Genomic DNA, 20,093 nt, shown 5'->3' on the forward strand with positions numbered 1-20,093 from the left:
GAACTCGATACCGATTTTTTAGATGTAAAATTGAGTTCCCAAAATCCTCAGTTACACGGCTTAGTATCTAGCTACCTTTCAATGGTAGAAATAAATTCCAATTCCACAAGTAAACCTAATTTATCGACTAGTAAGCAAGCTCGTCATTTAATTCAAAAAATCCTGCCAACCGGTCAACTATCACGCCCCGTAATCGCAGAAAATATGAAACTTCACGAACGAGCACTGCATCGTAAGTTGCAATCTGAGGGCTACACCTTTGAAGCACTTGTTGACGAAGTCAGAATTGCTGAGGCCAAAAAACTTCTAGCGCACGACGCCATACCCATGTCGCAAATAGCAGGACTATTGGGCTACAATGAACAAAGCTCATTTAATAGGGCATTTAAACGCTGGTTTAACATGACGCCAAAACAATATTTGCAAAGTAAGCATTAGCCAAAATAAAAACCTTACTCTTTAACCAAAAACTGTGCCCTAGCCATTGCTATAGGTGCGACCTCATCCTCCTGCCAAGCACTTATACTCACGTTAATCATCCGTCTACCGAGATAAACCAGCTTGCAGCGCGAATGTGTAGTCACGTATTTTCCTGCTCGCACATAGTCAACCGCGAAATCGACCACTTTGGGAATTTTTTCGCTGTTACTATGCCGCAAGACATACATCATTGCCGACAACTCCATAAAACCAGCAATTGCCCCGCCATGTAACGCTGGCAGCGTGGGGTTGCCGATATTGCTCTTTTTGGTCGGTAACAAAAAGCAATCGCTCTCACTACCCACCTGTATACCAAGAGTTTGTGCATAAGGAACTCGGCTAATAAGTTGATGCAATTCGAAATCATTCATTGTCGCTACCACGGGACTTCTGCCCTGATTTTTTCAACTTTTGCTCAGCACGAAACTCACGACGCATATCGGCAAATAACGCGAGTTCCATGCTGAAGAAATTGCCAACAGCGGATGCAATTGGCGTCTCGCGATCACCATGATGGGCCAGAGCCCGCGCAAAAATCACACTCTCAGTGACGCGATAAACCTCCGCGTCGGCATACACCGTTTGGCCAGGGGTCGCCGCGCGCATATAGTCGATCCGTAAATCGATGGTTGGCGTCATCGCCAAATCATCTAATACAGTCGCGGCGGCAAAGCCACAGCAAGTATCCAATAAGGCGGTAATTGCGCCGCCATGAATAACACCCGTATCCGGGTCACCAATCAATGTGTCGCTGTAGGGCATAGACATACCAACCCGGTGACGCTCAACATACTCTAGGCGAATGCCTAAGGTCGTAAAATGATCGCCTTCATTGCCCGCTAAAACGGTATCAACGAAACGAAGTAGCTCTTCAAAATCCAATGCCATTATTTATCCCGAAATAGCTATTCAGCCTATTATAAACGGCCGCAGCTCAGCATTTTACCAAATTAATCTCTAAAAGGGTGAAAACTCCATAAGACAAAAAAGCCACAGGCCGAAAATCGGCCGCGGCTGTGGATCCGCTTAATTACGTTTAATGCACTTGCGCGTCACCCGCTCCTTGGGGGTAGCGAATACTTTCAACCATATCCTGCACATCTTGCGGCGGTTCTGGCGTTAAATGACATACCACGGCAGCTACCGCAAAGTTTACCAACATACCCAGGGTGCCAATGCCCTCTGGCGACACACCAAGCCACCAGTTTTCAGGCACACTTGCTGCAGGGTTTATGAACTTAAAGTAGACGATGTAAGCCGCTGTAAACACAATACCACTCACCATACCCCAGATTGCCCCGTACTTATTCATGCGCTTATAGAAAATACCAAGAATAATCGCAGGGAAGAAGCTCGATGCCGCCAAACCAAAGGCAAAGGCCACCACCTGGGCCACAAAACCCGGTGGATTAATTCCCAAATACCCCGCGATGCACACGGCAACAGCCGCTGCCCCCCGCGCAAAACGAAGCTCTAATTTATCCGAAATTTTAGGCATCAAATTACGCTTGAGTAAGTCGTGAGAGATCGAGGTTGAAATAACCAGCAGCAAGCCCGCTGAGGTCGACAATGCCGCCGCTACACCGCCCGCCGCCACAAGGGCTATAACCCAGGCAGGCAGATTGGCAATTTCAGGATTGGCCAAGACCATAATATCCCGGTCAATATGCATCTCATTGCGTTCATCGCCAGAGTAGAACATACGGCCATCGTCGTTTTTGTCTTCCCAGCCGATCAGGCCGGTTTTTTCCCAGTTAGTTACCCACATTGGCGCTTCGGTGTATTCGGTACCTTGGCTATCTGCACCATTGATAGTGTTGATCATATTCAGGCGAGCGAAACCAGCAACCGCAGGTGCAGTGGTATACAGCACGGCGATAAAGATCAGCGCCCAGCCCGCAGATTTACGCGCGTCTTTTACTTTAGGAACCGTAAAGAAACGCACAATCACGTGGGGCAAGCCCGCTGTGCCGACCATTAATGCCGCGGTAATGAACAACACATCCATTGTCGACTTGGTGCCACTGGTGTAGGCGGCAAAGCCCAACTCCGCCGACAGGCCATCGAGCTTATCAAGCAAATGTACGCCTGAACCATCTGCCAAGGTTGCTCCGAATCCGACTTGCGGGATCACATGGCCAGTGATCATGATCGAGATAAAGATAGCGGGCACTAAATAGGCCATCATCAGTACGCAGTACTGGGCAACCTGAGTATAGGTGATGCCCTTCATGCCACCCAATACGGCGTAGAAGAATACAATGGCCATACCCAATATCACGCCGGTGGTAATATCTACCTCCAGAAAGCGACTGAACACAACCCCAACTCCTCGCATCTGCCCCGCCACATAGGTGAAGGACACAAAGATCGCGCAGACCACTGCAACAGTGCGGGCCGTTTGCGAGTAATAGCGGTCACCAATAAAGTCCGGCACGGTAAATTTGCCAAACTTACGCAGATACGGCGCCAGGCAGAGCGCTAACAAGACATAGCCACCGGTCCAGCCCATTAAATAGACTGCGCCGTCATAGCCCATAAATGAAATAAGCCCGGCCATTGATATAAACGAGGCCGCACTCATCCAGTCCGCTGCCGTCGCCATACCGTTAACAACGGGATGAACACCACCCCCGGCAACGTAAAATTCTTTGGTGGTACCCGCCCGACAGTAAATCGCGATGGCGATATACAGCACAAAGCTCAAACCAACAATTAAAAATGTCCAAATTCTAATATCCATCATTCACCCCTAGTCTTCTTGGACATCGTATTTTTCGTCGAGGCGATTCATTTTGTATACATACACAAAAATCAGTACCACAAAAGTGTATATCGAGCCCTGCTGAGCAAACCAAAACCCCAGCTTAAAACCAAAAAATTGGATTTGGTTAAGCGCGTCAACAAACACAATTCCAAAGCCAAACGACACCAGCGCCCATACAAAGAGCAAGCTGAGTAAGAGCTTCACGTTTTCTCGCCAATAGGCTTTCGCCAGTTCTTTCGAATGAAATGCCATTATTGTATTCTCCTGTTTTATTTCGCCTTATAAGCAAAGCATTGCAGTTAAGTCGCGCACTCACCATTCGACCTTAGTCGAGCAACCTTTAAAACGTGTATTTCGCACTAAATTGTAGACGATCAACATCGCCGCTATCGTCACCATTCACCAGTCGCTCGTTAGTTTTAGTCGCGCGAATATATTCAACACCAAAATTAAGCGCCGGGATTGGCGCATAAATGAGATTGGCATGGGCACTTTGATAAGAGGCTGCCGTCGTGGCTGGGACCGTATTGGGCTTATCCGCAGAGCTGGCCGACAACACCAAGCTACTACGCCATTGTGGCGCCCAAAAATGCCGGTAGGCGATATAGCCGCCCACGGTGTCGATTAATTCGATATCACCGTTATCCTCAATCATGCCATCGCGGTAGGTCTGTAAACCGAGGTAACGACCCAAGGCATTACCGGCATTGAGCTGCAGCCGAATATCGTCCGCACCTACTTGCCAAACACCCGCAAAACTCAAGCCGTAACCATACACACTGTCGTCACCGCGTATCGCCTGTGCCTGACTGTTAGTAAAACTTTGCTTATAGGCAAGCTCCCGTAGCAACGCCGCAAAGCTATAACTAAAATCACCTGACTTTGCGTTATAGCGTAGCACCGTATCGGGCAGGGCATTATTATCGTAAGCGCTAGCCCCAGCGGCAGAGCCATCTTCACCGTATAAGCCACTAGAGGGATTTTCCACTGCCAGCATAAGCGAACTTGTAGCACTCAGCGCACGAGTCCAGCGCAATTGCGCCTGACGCTCAAACAAGGTAGCCACGGGGCCAACAAAGTCGAGGGTATCCGGTAAGCTGCCCACATTAAAAAAGGTGCTCCACGTCTGACCAGCCAGTATTGAACTGTCGGCATCGTACTGCCAGTTTAAATACGCGTGTCGAATACGCGACGCGGCGGAGTTGCTGATACGTTCATCGCCAATTTGATTCACGCCAAAATCCATCTCAATATAACTGCCCACGGTGCCAAGCTCGGTAGCAGTAGTGGTTTTAAACCAAATGCGCGAATGCTTGGCATGCATATCAAGATGGATATCGCCAGACTCGCCGCCCACCGGAATCACTGAGGCAACGAGAAAATCATCCCCCACCCCCGCCAAGGCGCGCTCGCCATCGCTATATTGGCTGGCAATGGCATCCAGTTTGATATACCCGCCGAAGGCATATTCGGTAGCCCCTTTAATCTGCTTTACACTGGACGAAACCTCTTTTTCAGCAAGTGCTTGTTCTAAGCGAGCAACTCGCTGCACCAAAGTCTCTAAATACAGTGCCTCAGACGTAGCCGTTCCAGCGAAAACAGGCAGGGGTAGCACAGCAAAAATAGAACACGCAATCAAGCTCGATTTAGACGTTCGGCCCGTCACGTTAACCTGAGTCAATTTTTTATTCTTTATCACAGTGAACTCTCTCGCATCGAAAATGACACGAAATTTATAGGCTCACAGCGACACTAGCGGTATTAGCCTTTAGTCATGCCTAGACCAAAGTCTAAGCATGACTCCATTCGCCGTGACCCCAGACCCTAGACCAAGGTCTAATTTTAGCGGCGCGTTATTACTGAGATAGTGGGGGTATTCTTACGGGTCTTTGCCCTGCAATGCGGGGCATGTTTCTATACACTGTGCCACAGTAATTAAATAAAAAAGGCATCAGATGGACACACTGCGATTTATCATTGCCGACGATCACCCCTTGTTTCGCGCGGCACTTAAAGCAAGCCTCAGCATCAGTTTTGAGAACTGCCTTGTTGTTGAAGTAGCATCTATTGCAGAGTTACAAAGTGTTTTAGCGACTGACACGAGTCGCGATCTCATCTTACTCGATTTACATATGCCAGACGCGCAGGGCTTTAGCGGTCTCATACACCTGCAAGCCCACTACCCAGAAATCCCCGTATTGGTAGTCTCGGCCAGCGAGAGCCCTGAGGTCATGTGCCGTGCCATTGACCACGGCGCCGCCGGTTTTTTGCCCAAAAGCAGCCAAGCAGAAACAATCAGCCTCGCTATTAACGCCGTGCTTAGTGGCGACCGCTGGCTACCTGAAGGGATTCAATTTCAAACTGGACAAAATAGCAAAGAGCAAAAAATGGCCAGCGATATTGCCAGCCTCACGCCTCAGCAATTTCGCGTAGCCAGCCTGTTAGTACAAGGCCTGCTCAACAAGCAAATTGCCTATGAACTCGACATCACCGAAGCAACCATAAAGGCCCACGTCACGGAAATTTTTCGAAAACTCGGCGTTCATTCCCGCACCCAAGCGGCGCTGGCATTCAGCCAGCTAGATGTCAGCCCGCCAGACCTCCCCTAAGCGAGCTATGCGCGCAATACCAGTTGCCGTATTAGCCCACGCAGTGCCGCAGGCTTTACTGGTTTAGCCAAAAACTGATAGCCACTATCCTCCACTTGGCCACGTATTTCCACACTGTTATCTGCACTGATCACCACCGCTGGCAAACGGGTATGCCAGTGATAATTCAGTGCCTGCAACAGCTCCAAGCCGGTTTCACCGCCATCCAAATGAAAGTCCGCCAAAACAATATCCGGCGCCGTATCTAAGCGCCACTGCACCAAGACTTCACCGAGATTGGCACCGGTAAACACCTTGCACCCCCACTGACTGAGCAAGGCATGCATACCCGCGCGAATAGCGACCTCATTGTCGATACACAGCACACTGATTCCCGCCAATTCCGATTGCACGCGAGGAGTATCAGCAATAAATCGGCGCTCCTGCCGCTGACCCAGTGGCACTCGGATAGCAAAGACACTACCGCGGCCTTCAATGGAATGCAGCAACACTTCATGGCCCAGCAAGCGACTAATTCGTTGCACAATAGAAAGCCCGAGACCAAGGCCCTTTTCAGCATCATTGTGATCAAGCCGCTGACCGCGTTCAAACTCATCAAACACCCGCTGCTGATCCTGCGCCGATATACCTGGCCCGGTATCCCATACCTGAATTAAGACGCTATTGCCTCGACGCCGACAGCCCAGCAACACACCGCCAGTTCGGGTATAGCGCAGGGCGTTAGACAGAAAGTTTTGCACAACCCGCCGTAACAATTGCTGGTCGCTGTATACCCACACATTGCTCGGTCTAAAATGCAGCGCCAAACCATTTTGCTCGGCAAGCAAGGCGCACTCCCGCGCCAATGGCTCAAGCAGATCTCTTAAACAAAAATCGCGGCGATCTAGCCGTATATTTCCCGAGTCTAAACGGGCGACTTCCCGCAATGAGGTAATCAGACTTTCGGCGCCGGTCAATGCCGCGTCAATATGCCCCACCTCTGCAGCCAACTCAGTCGCTGCGGTGCGGTGAGTCAATGCCGCAGTAAACAAGCGTGCCGCACTAATCGGCTGCAATAGATCGTGACTGGCCGCCGCCAGAAAACGGCTTTTACTGGCGTAAACAGTATTTAATTCTCGTTCAATTTTGGCCCGCGCCTGATTTTCATGGGCCAGTGAGTCATTCGCAGCGCTCAATGCGGCGGTGCGATCAACTACACGTCGCTCTAACTGATTTTTGGTTTCATCCAGTTCATTGAACATACGGCGATATTCACTAATATCGGTATAGGTCGTTACATAGCCGCCGTTGGCCATTGGCGTTCCGCATATTTCAATCACTAAGCCATTGGGCAAGCTCCGCTCTAGCCGATAGGGCTTGCCGTCGCTGAGTAGCGCCAAGCGCCGGGCAATCGCCGCATCCACATCGGTATCGGCATTTTGCAAATAGCCCCGCTCAGCATTGAATTGATAAACCCGCGCAATGGGGCAACCGATATACAGTAAGCGTTCCGGAAACCCAAATAACTCCATATAGCGGCTATTCCACGCCACCAAGTCCAAATTAGCGTCAACCACACTAATGCCCTGAGGAACGGTTTCCAAGGTAATTTGCAGCAAATCCTGACCAAACTGCAATTGTTTGGAGCTATCGCCAATGAGAAGCACAAACTCATCTAGCGCTAAAGGCTTCTTACGTTGTAACAAATCCAGGGTTCGGTGTGCCGAAACTGCACCCACAATCGCCGCCAGTGCCGACTCAACCTCCTTCACAACAAAGCTCGGCACCGGATCATTCGGCAATAAGCGCTGGCCCAGACGATGTTCAAAACGCTGCCATAATTGCTGACTTCGCTCCCGCCCTAATAGCGGCGTTAACATGCGCTGCAATTGCCAGCTTTCAATTTTAGTTAGGGCAAAATCAGCTTTTTGGTAGGCCCAATTCCGCTGTAATTGGGTAAAGGCCCGCGCCTGACGCAATTCAATTGCCCGAAACCGGCTAAACCCCGACACCAGCGCAAAGCCCAGGCAGTTAAGCAGTAAGCTCCAAAACACGCCTTGACTCAGTGGGTCCAGAAAATCTACCCCAAATAACGCCTCCGGCCGCAACCACTGCGAACCCAATAAGCCCTGCGCCAACAAGGGGTGTAAGGGCCCCAACAAGGCAGGTAGCAACAAGCAGTAAAACCACAGCGCGCCGCCCACAAACAAGCCAGTGATCACGCCACGAGAATGCGCCCTCGGCCAATACAAGGCTGCAATGATAGCCGGCAACAATTGCGCTGCCGCGGCAAATGACAACAGCCCGAGTGAGGCCAAGCCCGCGCGATTACTCAGCTGCTGCTCCAAAAGCCACGCCGCGAGCAACACCGCTGCTATTGCGGCGCGACGCGCCTTTTGCAGCCACTTAGCATTAATACTGTGGGCCCGATTAAAAAACTGCCAAAGTGGCACCATCCATTCATTACAAATCATCACCGACAAAGTTACACAGGCCACGATCACCATGCCCGTTGCGGCTGACAAACCACCCAGCATTGCCACGACAGCCAAGCTATTACTGCCTGCCGCCAGCGGCGCGGTCACCACAAACATATCGGCGCTGCCACTATAAGGCGACAAGCCACCGCCTAAGAGCGATTGCCCGAGTACCGCTATTGGTGCGATCATGATACAAAACAGCGCAAGGTAGGCTGGGAATATCCACCGCGCAAGGCGCATATCCCGACGGCTATGGTGTTCAACCACTATTACATGAAACTGCCTTGGCAAACACACAATCGCTGCCGCTGCCAAAACCAACTGCGTAATAAAATTAATCGGCTCTGGCCAGCCCCCTAATTGGCCGTAATCAAGGACAAAGTCCTTCGCCTCTGCGCCAAATACCACGCTGATCGCGAACACGCCAACCGCAAGAAAAGCAATGAGCTTAACCACCGACTCGACCGCTATCGCAGCCATCAAACCTCGGTGGCGGTGACGCTTATCCACCACCCGGGTGCCAAAGGCCACCGTAAAAACCACTAAAATTAAGGCGGCTATAAAACTGGTGCTGCTGTGATTTTCAATTAAATTGGGTTGCCACAGGCGCTGAACTGTTAACCAGGCTTGAGTCACGGCTTTTAATTGCAGGGCGATATAGGGCAAGCTGCCAACCACCGCAATAAATGTCACCAAGGCGGCAAGAAACTGGTGTTTGCCGTAGCGCGAACCAATGAAATCGGCAATCGAGGTTACTCTATTGCGGGTGCTCACTACCGACAGGCGGCGAATAAACGGCCAGGCCAAAACAAACAGCAAAATGGGGCCAAGATAAATGGGGACAAAGGACCAGCCGTCATTAACTGCCTGGCCAACCGCGCCAAAAAAGGTCCAAGAACTGCAGTACACCGCCAGCGACAAGCTATACACCAGGGCACGCAGCAGCGATGAGCGCTGGGTATGCCGGTCGGCCCACCACGCAATTAAAAACAAAAAACCAACGTAACTAAACGCCAGTAACACAACCCACTGGTTTGCCAACACCTGCCCTCTCTACGCCGGAAAGCGACGATATGCTTGCGAATCCCCACAGTCTATCCTAGCGCGGCGCCAGCAGTATTGGACAATAGTCGACATTCAATGCCACAAAGGCGAAAAAGCACCGCATTTTCACCCCTACTAGCGCGGAGCAAGACCCCCACTTGGTGAGATTTACAGTATTAAACCTTTCCCTTATTGCCACTGATGCGTAACATTCGCACTCCAGAAATCAGGGCCATTGCACCTGTGCAAGCCCCCTGAACACACTCAATACATCAAGCCGTACCCAAAATATATGTCTACTATTTTTCTCGCTGGCCAACGCTGGATTAGCAACCCGGAACCCGACCTAGGTTTGGGTATTATTCTTGAAGCGCAAAATCGTCGTGTTGTTATTGCCTTCCCCGCGGCAGAAGAAGAGCGCACCTACGCGGCTGCCGCGGCGCCGCTGTCCAGAGTGCTATTCCAGATTGGCGATGAGATCGACGTACCTGGCCAAGGCCGCTTAGTCGTCACGAAGCTGCAAGAACACAGCGGCTGTATCGTGTATTTTGCCGAAGACGAGAGCGGCGATATTCATCCCGTGCCCGAGCAAATTCTGAGTGCCAACATCAAACTCAGCAATGCCAAAGAGCGCCTACTGGCGGGGCAAGTTGAACACCACCGCCGCTTTGAACTTCGCGCGGCTACGCTAGAACAGCAAAACACCTGCAAAGCCGCCAGCACCTTGGGCTTGCTCGGTCCCCGAGTTCAACTGCTACCGCACCAGCTATATATCGCCGCCGAGGTTGCCAGCCGCGCCGCGCCGCGGGTATTGCTCGCCGATGAAGTAGGTTTGGGTAAAACCATCGAAGCGGGTCTCATCATTCACCAGCTTCTGCTGTTGGAGCGCGCCAAGCGGGTACTGATACTGCTACCAGACAGCCTGGTACACCAGTGGCTGGTCGAGATGCTGCGCCGCTTTAACCTAAAATTCAGCATTTTCAATGAAGCCCGCTGCCAGCAAATTGACCAGTACGAAGACGACCCAAGCAGCATATTCTTTGACGAAGAAGAGTCCAAAGAAAAAGAAGAGAACCCCTTTGAAGAGGCCCAGCTAGTCATTTGCCCGCTGAGCTGGATCAGCTCCCACGAGCGCCGCCAAGGCCAGCTCATGGAAGCCGGTTGGGACGTACTCGTGGTTGACGAAGCCCATCACCTGCACTGGCAAGAAGACGGCAGTAGCTCCGCCGAATACCAATTAGTGGAGCGCCTCAGCGCCGCCATTCCAAGCGTATTACTGCTCACGGCAACGCCGGAGAATGCCGGTATCGACGGTCATTATGCACGCCTGCGTTTGCTCGACCCCGCGCGCTACCCAAGTTTAGAGGCCTTTCGCACCGAGCAAAATCAATACGAGGGCATTAGCGAGCTGATTCAAGGCTTGCTGGACAAGCCCAGCGAATCCTTGGCCGATGCAAACTTTACCGCAAAGCTCAGTGACTTGCTTGAGCCAGCGCAACTTGCCGCCCTAGTAAGTCATGCCGACGCCAATATTATCGAAAAAGTCGTGCGCGACCTACTCGACCGCTTCGGCACTGGCCGCATGCTATTCCGCAACACCCGCGCCTCAGTCGGCGGCTTCCCGCAGCGGGTATTGCACGAACACCCGCTAGACGCCCCGGCGGAATACCAAGCCGCACTCAACTTAGTCGACGAAGAGTCGGCTCTGCACCCGGAGCTCTTATTAGGGGATGCATGGATTAAACTCGACCCCCGCGTCAGCTGGGTAGAGAAGCTTTTACTGCAACACCCCGACGACAAAGTCCTACTGATTTGCAGCGACAAAAACACCGCCCAAGACTTGGAACTACAACTGCGAGTCAGGCGCGGTATCGCCAGCGCACTCTTCATTGAAGATCTTAGCCTCATTGAGCGCGACCGCGCCGCCGCCTACTTTGCCGACCCAGAAGACGGCGCCCAAGTGCTGATATGTTCAGAAATTGGCAGCGAAGGCCGCAACTTCCAGTTCGCCCAGCATTTGATCTTATTCGACCTGCCGCTTAATCCAGACTTGCTAGAACAGCGCATTGGCCGCTTAGATCGCATCGGCCAACTCGGCGACGTTAATCTGCATGTCCCCTATTACCAAGGCAGCGGCCAAGACAAATTACTGAGCTGGTATCGCGATGCACTGGCCATCTTTAGCCAGCCCTGCACCGTTGGCAACGCCCTAATGTTAGAGTTTGGCAGCGAACTTCTCGCCGCTCTTGCTGGCACGACTAGCAGTGACGCCTTTGCGGAGCTAATTAATCGCGCCGCGAGCAAGTCAGAAGAACTGCAGATTAGCCTGCGCAACGGCCGCAACCGCTTGCTGGAACTTAACTCCTGCAATCCCACCCGCGCCGCCGAATTAACTAGCTCCCTAGAAGCTGAACAGCGTAGCGACAGTCTCGCCGAGTATGTGAACATTCTCTCTGACCAATTTGGTTTAGTGCACGAAGACCACAGCGACAATGCCGTAATTTTGCGCCCCGGCGATCACATGATTACCGAGGCATTCCCGCATTTGCCAGAAGACGGCATTACCGGCACCTTCGACCGCGACCGCGCATTAAGCCGCGAAGACATGGCCTACTTCAGCTGGGAACATCCACTCATTAGCGGTGGTATGGACCTCATTATGTCCAGCGACTTTGGCAGCGCCACCGTCTGCACCATCGCCGTTAAAGGCTTAAAAGCCGGCACCCTATTATTAGAGGCGCTGTACAGCCCGGCCCTACAAGCGCCGCCGTGGTTGCAACTGCCCCGCTACCTACCGGCCCAAAGCTTCCGCCTAGTGGTCGACCACCAGCAGCGCAACCTAACCGCCAGCGTTGCTCATAAAAAATTAAACCAACTCGCCCAGGGCATCAAAAAAACGGTCATGCCCGCCTTGCTCCGAGAAATACGCCCCAGCCTTACCGCCATGCTGCCTAATGTTGAAGCACTGGCCGAAGCCGCCGCCAAAGAGTGGATTAACACCGCCCTAGACAATTACAACAAAGATCGCAGCGCCGAGCGCCAGCGCCTGCAAGCACTGATGAGCCGCAACCCGCACATCAGCCCCACAGAGCTAGAAAGCTTTGACGCAGAGACCGCGCTAGGCAAAGATGCCCTAGGCAATATGCAGCTCAATATGTCGGCATTACGCCTCGCTATTGTTAGCCAATAAACGCTCGCTTAATAAAAGCCGGAGAAAATATGTATTTGTTTTCCATTAACGCCACCGCCAAGATCACCCACGGTGAATTCACCGAAGGCGAACAAGCGCCATTTATCGTGTATATCGACTTTAAAGACATGTTCGGCGCCGAAAACCTCGCCAAACTATTCGTTATGGCCGAAGGCTTCACCAAGGTAGAAATTGAAAAACGCAAACTCATCGACAATGCTCATATTCCAGACAACCCAACGCTGGCCAAAGACCCGCAGATTTTAGAGGCACTGGTTAAAGGCTATTGTGTGCAGGCGTTTAACGCGCATTGATTATTTGCGCGATGCTGAACGGAAGATGGGAGACGCAAAGGCAGGCCCTCGCGTTCGCAAGGACGACTAGAATATTGCTTGGGAAACCCACGAAGATGAACATAGGCTATTTGCTAATGTTTTCGGAAATAAACTGGAGGATAACCTTATGAGCGGAATCATAAGTGGACGACCATATCCTGATTGCGGTATATATCTAGCTCAGCCTTTTTTAGAGAATTGAAGTCGATTTCATTTTCAACTTCACGCCATTCAGCAGCATCGGCTTCGAGTATCTCCATAGCCATTGTCGATGCCGACGCCTCCATATTACGAATAAATTTCTCCTCACCCAATTCAGATAGCACCCTGTTAAATACCTCTCGCCGCAGAAGATTGATGGCGAACTGTGAATTAGCAAACCTAAATGGTTCGTGATCGGATATTGCCTTCTTGTTTATACCAACCATGAGCCAGACTGTAACAATGAAGAGAGTTACCCCTCCCCAAAAGAAACCAGCTATAAACGCCCACATTTTGTCACCTCCCCATCATGCAGTGAGCACATAAATCAAGAGAAACAAAAGAGCTGCGCGGCATCACTTCTTAACGCCTGCCATATAAATTTGTATTGATAAATTTGTTTGGAGGTGATCAATCCGAGCCGAGATTGCCCCGAATAAGAAAGCCAGGGACCCAATAAGCCAAAACCAGCCGTCTGTTGGGCGAAGGTTGACAGCGTAAGCCAGGCAGCCGAGGAGTCCGGCTATAAAGAACATTAGCCAACGGTTACTTTTAACAAGTTGCTGCTGAAGGTCGCTGTAATACGAAATGTCTGGTTCTAACATTAGGTCAACTTGTTGTGAATAGCATGATGAATAAATGATAATTTTTTTCGTACCGACTGAGACAACACAAAAGGATAGGCGTCGCTCATGCCCATACTTCTATTCAAGGAGTTTAGAATCACGGAGAACTCCATCCACGCATCTAGCACAGATGTGATTGATGTTTGAGAATAAAAAAACTGCGAGTCTTGAGGTAAATTTAATTCATCAGTTTCTTCAGCGTCCGCCGCATCACCGGTAATCGAGCCCGTAATTGAGAAGTTTTTAGCGGTTTCTAATGTATCCATGATATGCATGTAATGTGCCCAGGTCTCTGCCCAATCCTCATATGGGTGCATGGTGGCGTATTCACTAATAAATTCATCAGGCCAATTATCAGCTGGCTTATTTTCGTAATACTTTTTTAAGGATTCTTGATAATCTAGCTCATCATCACCAAAGCATTCTTTGCTTAGCGCATGTTTTTTCTCTGAGCCGACAATCAATTGGTCAAAGTAGTAGTGACCTAGCTCATGACGAAAATGCCCGAGCAAAGTTCGATAACGCTCATTCATTGCATGCTTTGTCTGCGAACGAGCAACATCGTCGGCTTCCGCCAAATTAATAGTAATATGGCCACAGTCATGACCGGTAAAAACCGATTCAGAATAGTCTAACTTACTGGCAAAATGGTCATTCACATCGCGATCGGTAGTAAAGTCAAAACTCAAGCCATTCTCTGGGTCCTGCTTAAGATTGCGCAGCGGCAGCGATAAAGCCTTTAGGGTATACAATGCCCGACGTTTAGCTGCCTCCATTTTCTGCCACAACGGGATGTGCTCAACAACAGATAAGTCAGGAACTGTTTCATTAAAACGACAAGCAAAACACAGCACTTCATCCTTGCCGTCCTCAGGCACAAGATCACCCAAGTTAACCATGCCATTGCATACATTATAGTCGGTATTATTATCACACTTTTGATAACGTGCCGCGGGCTTGTGGGCTTTGAAATAGCACCCGCTTTCTTCATCAAAGTCATACGGCTCTACCTTATCAAAAGCATCATCAATCCCAACAACTCGTTTACATGAAACACAGCTACTGCTTTCAAAAAACAGTAGCTGCTTACTATCGCAACTACATCTAAAGGTTTTCATAGGTTTTCTCAATTTTGTATAGTGTTGAAATAGCAGGCGATCAACAAGGCACTTCGCTACCGTCCCAGGCAAACACCTTTCCGCTATCTGCTACCGTAAGCCCTTTTAAAACGTCGATCATTTTCCTTGCCGAGTAATCCGCATTAAACAATTTATTACTGGGAATGCGCTGCTGGAAGGGCTGCGACAAATAGGTATCCACGGTACCGGGGTGCAGCCCCACTACAATGGCTTGCTTTTTACGCCAAGCGACTTCTATGCTGGCGGTTTTTATTAGCATATTCAACGCAGATTTGGCGGCACGGTAAGAGTACCAGCCACCTAGGCGATTATCTCCGATACTGCCAACGCGGGCCGAAAGCGCGGCAAATACTGCTCGCTGTTTAAGCTGAAGCTTTGGTAAAAAATACTTGGCAACCAACGCGGGACCGATCGTATTGATGAGAAAGCTCCGCTGAAAGTTATCAGTACTTAAATCGCGCAATGATTTCTCTGGCATCAAATCGCTTTCATGAAGTATTCCGGTGGCAACGATCACACAATCCAGCAGCCCATCTCTTGCGCTCTGCTCCGCGGCCTTTTTGATGGATTCTTCATCAGCAAAATCGACTCTGCCGTAATGCACATTAGCCAACTTATTTTTTATTTCTGAACGAGAAAATGCATGAATTATATTACTGGGATCAGCAGCAAATATGTTAACAAAGGCAGCGCCAAGACCACCAGAGGCACCGATGATGACAATATTTTGGTTTGGCATATTTACGCTCTATTAGTTAGGCCTATTTTGCAAAGAATCACCGGTAACGACTCAAGCAATCAATTATTGCTGTCGTCGTATATTGCACTTTACGTATAGTTACATGCTGGCGCACAAAATGAATCAAATTTCCATCGCTCATAGCCTGAGCTTCCCCACTTTAAATCCGCGCGATGACGGAAATCACCGGCCATACAAGTGCGCCAAATACCAATCATCTTGCCCTTAAGCGTCCTCCCGAGCTTATTAGCTCGCGAATCCCAATGACGACTACCGTGCTAGTAGCTGGATTATTGATCACAATATTGCGGTCTTAGAAGGGGACTATTGTAATCCGGCATTAAGCGGGAGTATAACCGAGGGTAACTGGATTTAGGGACGTAGCACAGCCAATGAGCGCAGATAAAGGTCCTGATAAATACGAGTACTTAAAAGTTCCCGACTACTTAATGCCGCAGCCAAGAGTCTATGGGCGACCTTCTTGCTTGTGGTGGCCAGCGGCGATGTTTAAATATTCTGTATCGCCTTATTTATACCCTATAGGGCTTATTCGCGGCCGATGGATCAGCAATATTCGGGCCTGATTTTACGATGAGTGCCACACCGCTGTCGGCAAGCTAATTGTTACTGGATCACCATGCGCCTCACTGCATGGCATCCCATGATTTGGGGCCAATGTCGGTGATTTTAGAAACAATCGGTGGCCAAGTCACCCTCGTTTAGCAGCCTAGTGGCGCAGAGCCCGTTTACCACCGATGGCAGCCGCGATCATACCGTGAAAATAGACTTGACCGGTCTCTCGCTGGAAACAAGCTATTACTGCGGCTTCTCGGCTTTGGATTTTGTTAGTCAAACCGACCGGAGCCGCACCTTGCCCCAAGACGGGGTCGATCACCTGCGCGCGGCGGCATTGAATTGTGCGAGTATTCCCCAGGGTTTCTTTAATGCTTACCGCCGCGTTGCCGAACGGCCAGACCTCGATTGCGTTATTCATTTAGGCGATTGCATTTACGAGTACGGTTACGCCAATACTCTTAATCGCATGCGGTGGTGGCTCCCGTTCCAGCTCGCAAGATGTTGGCGTACCGAGTACACCGGCCGCGCTCCAGGCCAAGCAAACCCGACTAATTATTGCTATTAGCGAGGGTTCACAAAATGTCAAGGGTGATGTGCAAGTGCAATACAGCAACGTGTCGGCGTCGGGCACGTGGAAAATGCCTGAGCGTTTTCACACCCAGACCTTTACCGGCAGCGTTGGCGGCGATGTAGGTGCGCAATTGTTCACGCAGGACTCTAACCCAAGCAGCCACGTCGTTGACGACACGGGCTCGCAGTGGAGTGGCGACGCCCTAGACGCCGATATTCTCAGTCAGGCGAATTTTATGCAGGAGCAGCTGGCCGCCATGGAAAATCGCCCTTGTTGCTTTGTTTGCGCCCAATAGCGGCCAAAACGGCACCGCGCAAGTCGACGCCTTTATCGGCAGTCTGGGCCTGCCAATGCCATAGCAAAGGCGCGAGTATTGCTAACACGCGGCGTGTCAGCAGAGCATAATCAATTTTTTGCCCATAATCGTGATGGGTAAATATTGCTCACTCGCGCTACCGGCGAAGCCAGAACAAACATGAAGCGCTAAACGTGGACGCAAGGCGCTGTATCCCAGTGGGCTACACGCTCGCTTCGCTTCTGTTCAGTAATATCTGAGCCGCTACGGTGTCACGTAGCCACTGCTCAAAGGCATCGCTTTTCGATAGGCCGAACACGGGCTTATCTTGGCAGACGGCTTCGATTTGCTAAAAGCAAAAGAATCAGTCTAATATCACAGCAAAAGCTATAGGCCAAGGCCTCGTCAGATTAACTCAGCCTAGCACTGCTACATTTAAAATAGGTTCGCGAGCGCTAGCACATACTGGCCTACCATGCCCAATACATTGATAGGCGCACCGAGCCCGCGTTGAAGCATGCTCTAACAATAGTTAGTAAACCTTGGGTTTAATGATGTTTCTAGTGCTTAATTTTTTTACTTTTTTAATAGTTTTAGCAACCTTGCTGCCCGTATCTCGACACCCACACTGGATCGTCAGGGGCATGGACTTCCCTCGCTTGCAAATTGCCATTATTGCAGCCGTTATATTGCTTGCGGATTTTATCTTTATGGATCTTCACACCTCAGTCACTTGGGCGCTAATAAGCGTGACAGCACTATGCTTGCTATGGCAGTTATGGTGGATATTGCCTTATACGCCGTTATGGCCTAAAGAAGTAAAGACCGCCATAGGTGGCAGCCCAGAGAGACAGCTCAGCATTCTCACGTCGAATGTGCTCACCCCTAACCGTAACGCCAACGCGCTGATCAAACTGGTCAAGCTGCATCAGCCAGATATTCTTGTCACCCTAGAATCGGACCAATGGTGGCAAGATCAACTTAGTGCGCTAGAGCCAGATATGCCCTATTGCGTAAAATGCCCCCTGGATAATTTGTATGGCATGCATGTCTATTCAAAACTTCCTCTGGAAGCCCAAGAGATCTCTTATTTAGTCGAGCAAGACGTGCCATCGATACACGCCTCTGTGGTATTGAGAACAGGCGACAAGGTTCGCGTACATTTCATCCATCCGGCACCGCCCAGCCCGACTGAAAACCCTGAGTCGGCTGAGCGGGATGCCGAGTTGGTCTTGATCGCTAAAAGTGTCAGCGATAGCGATCAGCCTGTCATTGTGACCGGAGATCTTAACGACGTTGCCTGGTCCGCCACAACGCGGCTTTTCCGTAAAATCAGTGGTTTATTAGATCCCCGTGTGGGCAGGGGAATGTACAATACCTTTCACGCTGACTATCCCTTGCTGCGCTGGCCCTTAGACCATTTGTTTCATAGCCAGCATTTTGTATTAATATCTATAAAGCGCTTGCCGCCAATAGGCTCTGATCACTTTTCCCTGCTAACTAAGCTACTATTCGTTCCACAGCGCGGTGAAAATCAAGAAGGCTTGCAGGCTGAAGCTGCAGACCATGAATGGTCAAAAGAGATTACTGAAGAGCAGAGCGTTAGTAAACATGATGTGCCTGAGCCCGGCGAGCACACGAAGCTATAGACCCTAGCCTTACGAGTTCGTTTTGGCGCGGACGAATAATTGCCCTAATCCCTAGGGTTCCCCGTTAACTCCCTATTGATGAGAAGCCGATTAGCGATGCACAACAACACGATAAAGGAGAGCAAAGAAGCACGGCAGCGAAAAGTACTTGAACGCTTGGAAAAGTTTAGTCACTTTACCGACAGCAGTATTGGCATACCCTTTACAAAATTTCAGCTCGGCGCAGAATCTGTGATCGGTATGTTACCCGTAATAGGCGACATAGCCGGTCTGGTCTTGTCTTCTTATGTATTAATCGAAGCACAACGCGTAGGTGCAACCAAGGAGGTAAAACTCCGAATGTTGCGCAATATCGTTATCGACTTTGTCGGGGGCCTGCTGCCAGTAGTAGGTGATGCCTTTGATGCCATATTTAAGGCCAACACCCGTAATACACGTTTGCTGAAAAGCTATCTGGAAGAGCAACTTGCCACTGAGCCCCCTACACCGCCCTTTCCCTGGCGAACGTTAATTGGCTTGTCGATTCTTTTTGCCCTATTGACGGGCGGATTAACCTTGCTTTTATAAGCCGCTGAAAGCGTGTTCTCTGGGCGCTATCCAATGGAACATTAGCGCCTGCTTGCCCATAATCGTTGTTGGAATGGTTTCATCACAAACATCCCCAGCCATGCCATAACATACGTGGAGCGGCAGTAGATGCTCTTCTCTAGGATGGCAAAAGCGAGCAAAAGGCGCAGCCTCCCATTGCACTAAACGCTCCCGTCGATCCGTTTCGCTTATATCCCTACTGGCGAGGGTTTCGGTTAGCCATTGTTCAAAGGCCACATTTTTCTGATCAAGCTCATTTTGTTCTGCAGAAAAAAACGCCGGTATATTGTGAAACGACGCCCCCGACCCGATCACTAATAAATTATCCCATTGCAGTGCACGCAAGGCCCGCCCCATTGCGAGATGCTCGGCAGCATTTAATGATTGCGTTAAGGAGATTTGCACACAGGGAATATCCGCGTCTGGATACATAATTTTTAAGGGTACAAACATACCGTGATCAAAGCCTCGCGACGAGTCCAGCGCAGCGTCAATACCCGCATTCGCGAAGGATTGATAAACCTGATCGGCAAGCGCAGGTTCTCCCGAACATGAGTATTGAATCTGGTAGGCCTCAGCGGGAAAGCCACCGTAATCATAAATAAGTGGCGGCGTGTTGCCAGCAGTAATACTCGGTACGCGCGCCTCCCAATGAGCGCTAATCACCAGCACTGCACTTGGTTTACCAATCCGTTTGGCAAACGCCTGCAAGGTATCCACCATGTCACGGTGCCCAGGGTCGCCCAATAGCGGCATTGGCCCAGCCCCGTGAGAGATATAAATAATATTCTGCTTGATTGTCATTTACTCTCGCTACTTTTATCG

18 protein-coding genes are annotated in these 20,093 nt (G+C 50.3%); 8 read left to right on the top strand and 10 right to left on the bottom strand.

What is annotated here, in order from left to right; genetic code table 11:
• Positions 1–438, top strand: a 438-nt coding sequence (locus tag ABYP33_RS07515) for a helix-turn-helix transcriptional regulator (RefSeq protein ID WP_373090040.1), incomplete at its 5' end; no start/stop codon positions are given.
• A 14-nt stretch (positions 439–452) separates the two neighbouring features.
• On the opposite strand, the gene ABYP33_RS07520 is transcribed toward ABYP33_RS07515, so the two are convergent.
• The 5 genes from ABYP33_RS07520 to ABYP33_RS07540 all read right to left on the bottom strand — a co-directional run bounded on the left by ABYP33_RS07520 (position 453) and on the right by ABYP33_RS07540 (position 4,946).
• Positions 453–851 carry a PaaI family thioesterase gene (locus ABYP33_RS07520; RefSeq protein WP_373090042.1) on the bottom strand — a complete coding sequence of 133 codons (399 nt, stop codon included), beginning with the start codon at positions 849–851 and terminating at the stop codon, positions 453–455.
• Positions 844–1,368, bottom strand: coding sequence for a PaaI family thioesterase (locus ABYP33_RS07525; protein ID WP_373090044.1), 525 nt, complete (start codon positions 1,366–1,368; stop codon positions 844–846). Before ABYP33_RS07525 ends, ABYP33_RS07520 begins: the two co-directional genes overlap by 8 nt.
• Before the next feature lie 148 nt (positions 1,369–1,516).
• Complete coding sequence (locus ABYP33_RS07530; protein ID WP_373090046.1) at positions 1,517–3,223, bottom strand: sodium:solute symporter family protein; 1,707 nt, start codon at positions 3,221–3,223, stop codon at positions 1,517–1,519.
• Positions 3,224–3,232: 9 nt separating this feature from the next.
• Positions 3,233–3,499: a DUF4212 domain-containing protein gene (locus tag ABYP33_RS07535; protein ID WP_008251362.1), complete on the bottom strand. Its 267-nt coding sequence runs from the start codon at positions 3,497–3,499 to the stop codon at positions 3,233–3,235.
• A gap of 88 nt (positions 3,500–3,587) precedes the next feature.
• Positions 3,588–4,946, bottom strand: a complete 1,359-nt coding sequence (locus ABYP33_RS07540; RefSeq protein ID WP_373090048.1) for a DcaP family trimeric outer membrane transporter — start codon at positions 4,944–4,946, stop codon at positions 3,588–3,590.
• 256 nt (positions 4,947–5,202) lie between these two features.
• Between ABYP33_RS07540 and ABYP33_RS07545 the strand changes: the two genes are divergently transcribed.
• Positions 5,203–5,856, top strand: coding sequence for a response regulator (locus tag ABYP33_RS07545; protein ID WP_373090050.1), 654 nt, complete (start codon positions 5,203–5,205; stop codon positions 5,854–5,856).
• Positions 5,857–5,861: 5 nt separating this feature from the next.
• On the opposite strand, the gene ABYP33_RS07550 is transcribed toward ABYP33_RS07545, so the two are convergent.
• On the bottom strand, positions 5,862–9,359 hold the full coding sequence (locus tag ABYP33_RS07550) for a NahK/ErcS family hybrid sensor histidine kinase/response regulator (protein ID WP_373090052.1): 3,498 nt from the start codon (positions 9,357–9,359) through the stop codon (positions 5,862–5,864).
• Positions 9,360–9,651: 292 nt separating this feature from the next.
• Between ABYP33_RS07550 and rapA the strand changes: the two genes are divergently transcribed.
• Entirely contained in the window at positions 9,652–12,549 is a 2,898-nt protein-coding gene (rapA, locus tag ABYP33_RS07555) for an RNA polymerase-associated protein RapA (protein ID WP_373090054.1), read from the top strand.
• Positions 12,550–12,578: 29 nt separating this feature from the next.
• The gene (locus ABYP33_RS07560) at positions 12,579–12,863 is read left to right on the top strand and encodes a hypothetical protein (protein ID WP_373090056.1); all 285 of its coding nucleotides are present in this window, start codon (positions 12,579–12,581) and stop codon (positions 12,861–12,863) included.
• A gap of 158 nt (positions 12,864–13,021) precedes the next feature.
• Here the strand turns inward: ABYP33_RS07560 and ABYP33_RS07565 are convergent, their stop codons facing one another.
• The 3 genes from ABYP33_RS07565 to ABYP33_RS07575 form a co-directional block, all read right to left on the bottom strand.
• Positions 13,022–13,378 (bottom strand): hypothetical protein, encoded by a 357-nt coding sequence (locus ABYP33_RS07565; protein ID WP_373090059.1) that lies wholly within the window; start codon positions 13,376–13,378, stop codon positions 13,022–13,024.
• Between the two features lie 311 nt (positions 13,379–13,689).
• The gene (locus tag ABYP33_RS07570) at positions 13,690–14,829 is read right to left on the bottom strand and encodes a putative zinc-binding metallopeptidase (protein WP_373090062.1); all 1,140 of its coding nucleotides are present in this window, start codon (positions 14,827–14,829) and stop codon (positions 13,690–13,692) included.
• Between the two features lie 40 nt (positions 14,830–14,869).
• Entirely contained in the window at positions 14,870–15,589 is a 720-nt protein-coding gene (locus ABYP33_RS07575; protein ID WP_373090065.1) for an SDR family NAD(P)-dependent oxidoreductase, read from the bottom strand.
• 700 nt (positions 15,590–16,289) lie between these two features.
• Here ABYP33_RS07575 and ABYP33_RS07580 point away from each other — a divergent pair.
• The 4 genes from ABYP33_RS07580 (at position 16,290) to ABYP33_RS07595 (ending at position 19,247) form a co-directional block, all read left to right on the top strand.
• On the top strand, positions 16,290–16,730 hold the full coding sequence (locus tag ABYP33_RS07580; RefSeq protein WP_373090067.1) for an alkaline phosphatase D family protein: 441 nt from the start codon (positions 16,290–16,292) through the stop codon (positions 16,728–16,730).
• Between the two features lie 34 nt (positions 16,731–16,764).
• Complete coding sequence (locus ABYP33_RS07585; protein ID WP_373090070.1) at positions 16,765–17,031, top strand: hypothetical protein; 267 nt, start codon at positions 16,765–16,767, stop codon at positions 17,029–17,031.
• Between the two features lie 644 nt (positions 17,032–17,675).
• Positions 17,676–18,680 carry an endonuclease/exonuclease/phosphatase family protein gene (locus ABYP33_RS07590; protein ID WP_373090073.1) on the top strand — a complete coding sequence of 335 codons (1,005 nt, stop codon included), beginning with the start codon at positions 17,676–17,678 and terminating at the stop codon, positions 18,678–18,680.
• A gap of 96 nt (positions 18,681–18,776) precedes the next feature.
• Positions 18,777–19,247 carry a DUF4112 domain-containing protein gene (locus tag ABYP33_RS07595; RefSeq protein ID WP_373090075.1) on the top strand — a complete coding sequence of 157 codons (471 nt, stop codon included), beginning with the start codon at positions 18,777–18,779 and terminating at the stop codon, positions 19,245–19,247.
• On the opposite strand, the gene ABYP33_RS07600 is transcribed toward ABYP33_RS07595, so the two are convergent.
• A complete protein-coding gene (locus ABYP33_RS07600) occupies positions 19,242–20,072 on the bottom strand; it encodes a class III extradiol ring-cleavage dioxygenase (protein ID WP_373090077.1) in 831 nt (276 codons plus the stop codon). The genes ABYP33_RS07595 and ABYP33_RS07600 overlap by 6 nt on opposite strands.
• Positions 20,073–20,093: the final 21 nt, after the last annotated feature.

Source organism: Zhongshania sp., from assembly GCF_041584495.1.
In the GTDB taxonomy this organism is placed as follows: Bacteria; Pseudomonadota; Gammaproteobacteria; order Pseudomonadales; family Spongiibacteraceae; genus Spongiibacter.

Excerpts from the sequence above, each read along its gene's own strand:
- ABYP33_RS07525 (WP_373090044.1), bottom strand. The coding sequence starts at position 1,368 with ATGGCATTGGATTTTGAAGAGCTACTTCGTTTCGTTGATACCGTTTTA.
- ABYP33_RS07595 (WP_373090075.1), top strand. The coding sequence starts at position 18,777 with ATGCACAACAACACGATAAAGGAGAGCAAAGAAGCACGGCAGCGAAAA.
- ABYP33_RS07570 (WP_373090062.1), bottom strand. The coding sequence starts at position 14,829 with ATGAAAACCTTTAGATGTAGTTGCGATAGTAAGCAGCTACTGTTTTTT.
- rapA (WP_373090054.1), top strand. The coding sequence starts at position 9,652 with ATGTCTACTATTTTTCTCGCTGGCCAACGCTGGATTAGCAACCCGGAA.
- ABYP33_RS07565 (WP_373090059.1), bottom strand. The coding sequence starts at position 13,378 with ATGTGGGCGTTTATAGCTGGTTTCTTTTGGGGAGGGGTAACTCTCTTC.
- ABYP33_RS07520 (WP_373090042.1), bottom strand. The coding sequence starts at position 851 with ATGAATGATTTCGAATTGCATCAACTTATTAGCCGAGTTCCTTATGCA.
- ABYP33_RS07545 (WP_373090050.1), top strand. The coding sequence starts at position 5,203 with ATGGACACACTGCGATTTATCATTGCCGACGATCACCCCTTGTTTCGC.
- ABYP33_RS07560 (WP_373090056.1), top strand. The coding sequence starts at position 12,579 with ATGTATTTGTTTTCCATTAACGCCACCGCCAAGATCACCCACGGTGAA.
- ABYP33_RS07600 (WP_373090077.1), bottom strand. The coding sequence starts at position 20,072 with ATGACAATCAAGCAGAATATTATTTATATCTCTCACGGGGCTGGGCCA.
- ABYP33_RS07575 (WP_373090065.1), bottom strand. The coding sequence starts at position 15,589 with ATGCCAAACCAAAATATTGTCATCATCGGTGCCTCTGGTGGTCTTGGC.
- ABYP33_RS07530 (WP_373090046.1), bottom strand. The coding sequence starts at position 3,223 with ATGGATATTAGAATTTGGACATTTTTAATTGTTGGTTTGAGCTTTGTG.
- ABYP33_RS07535 (WP_008251362.1), bottom strand. The coding sequence starts at position 3,499 with ATGGCATTTCATTCGAAAGAACTGGCGAAAGCCTATTGGCGAGAAAAC.
- ABYP33_RS07590 (WP_373090073.1), top strand. The coding sequence starts at position 17,676 with ATGGACTTCCCTCGCTTGCAAATTGCCATTATTGCAGCCGTTATATTG.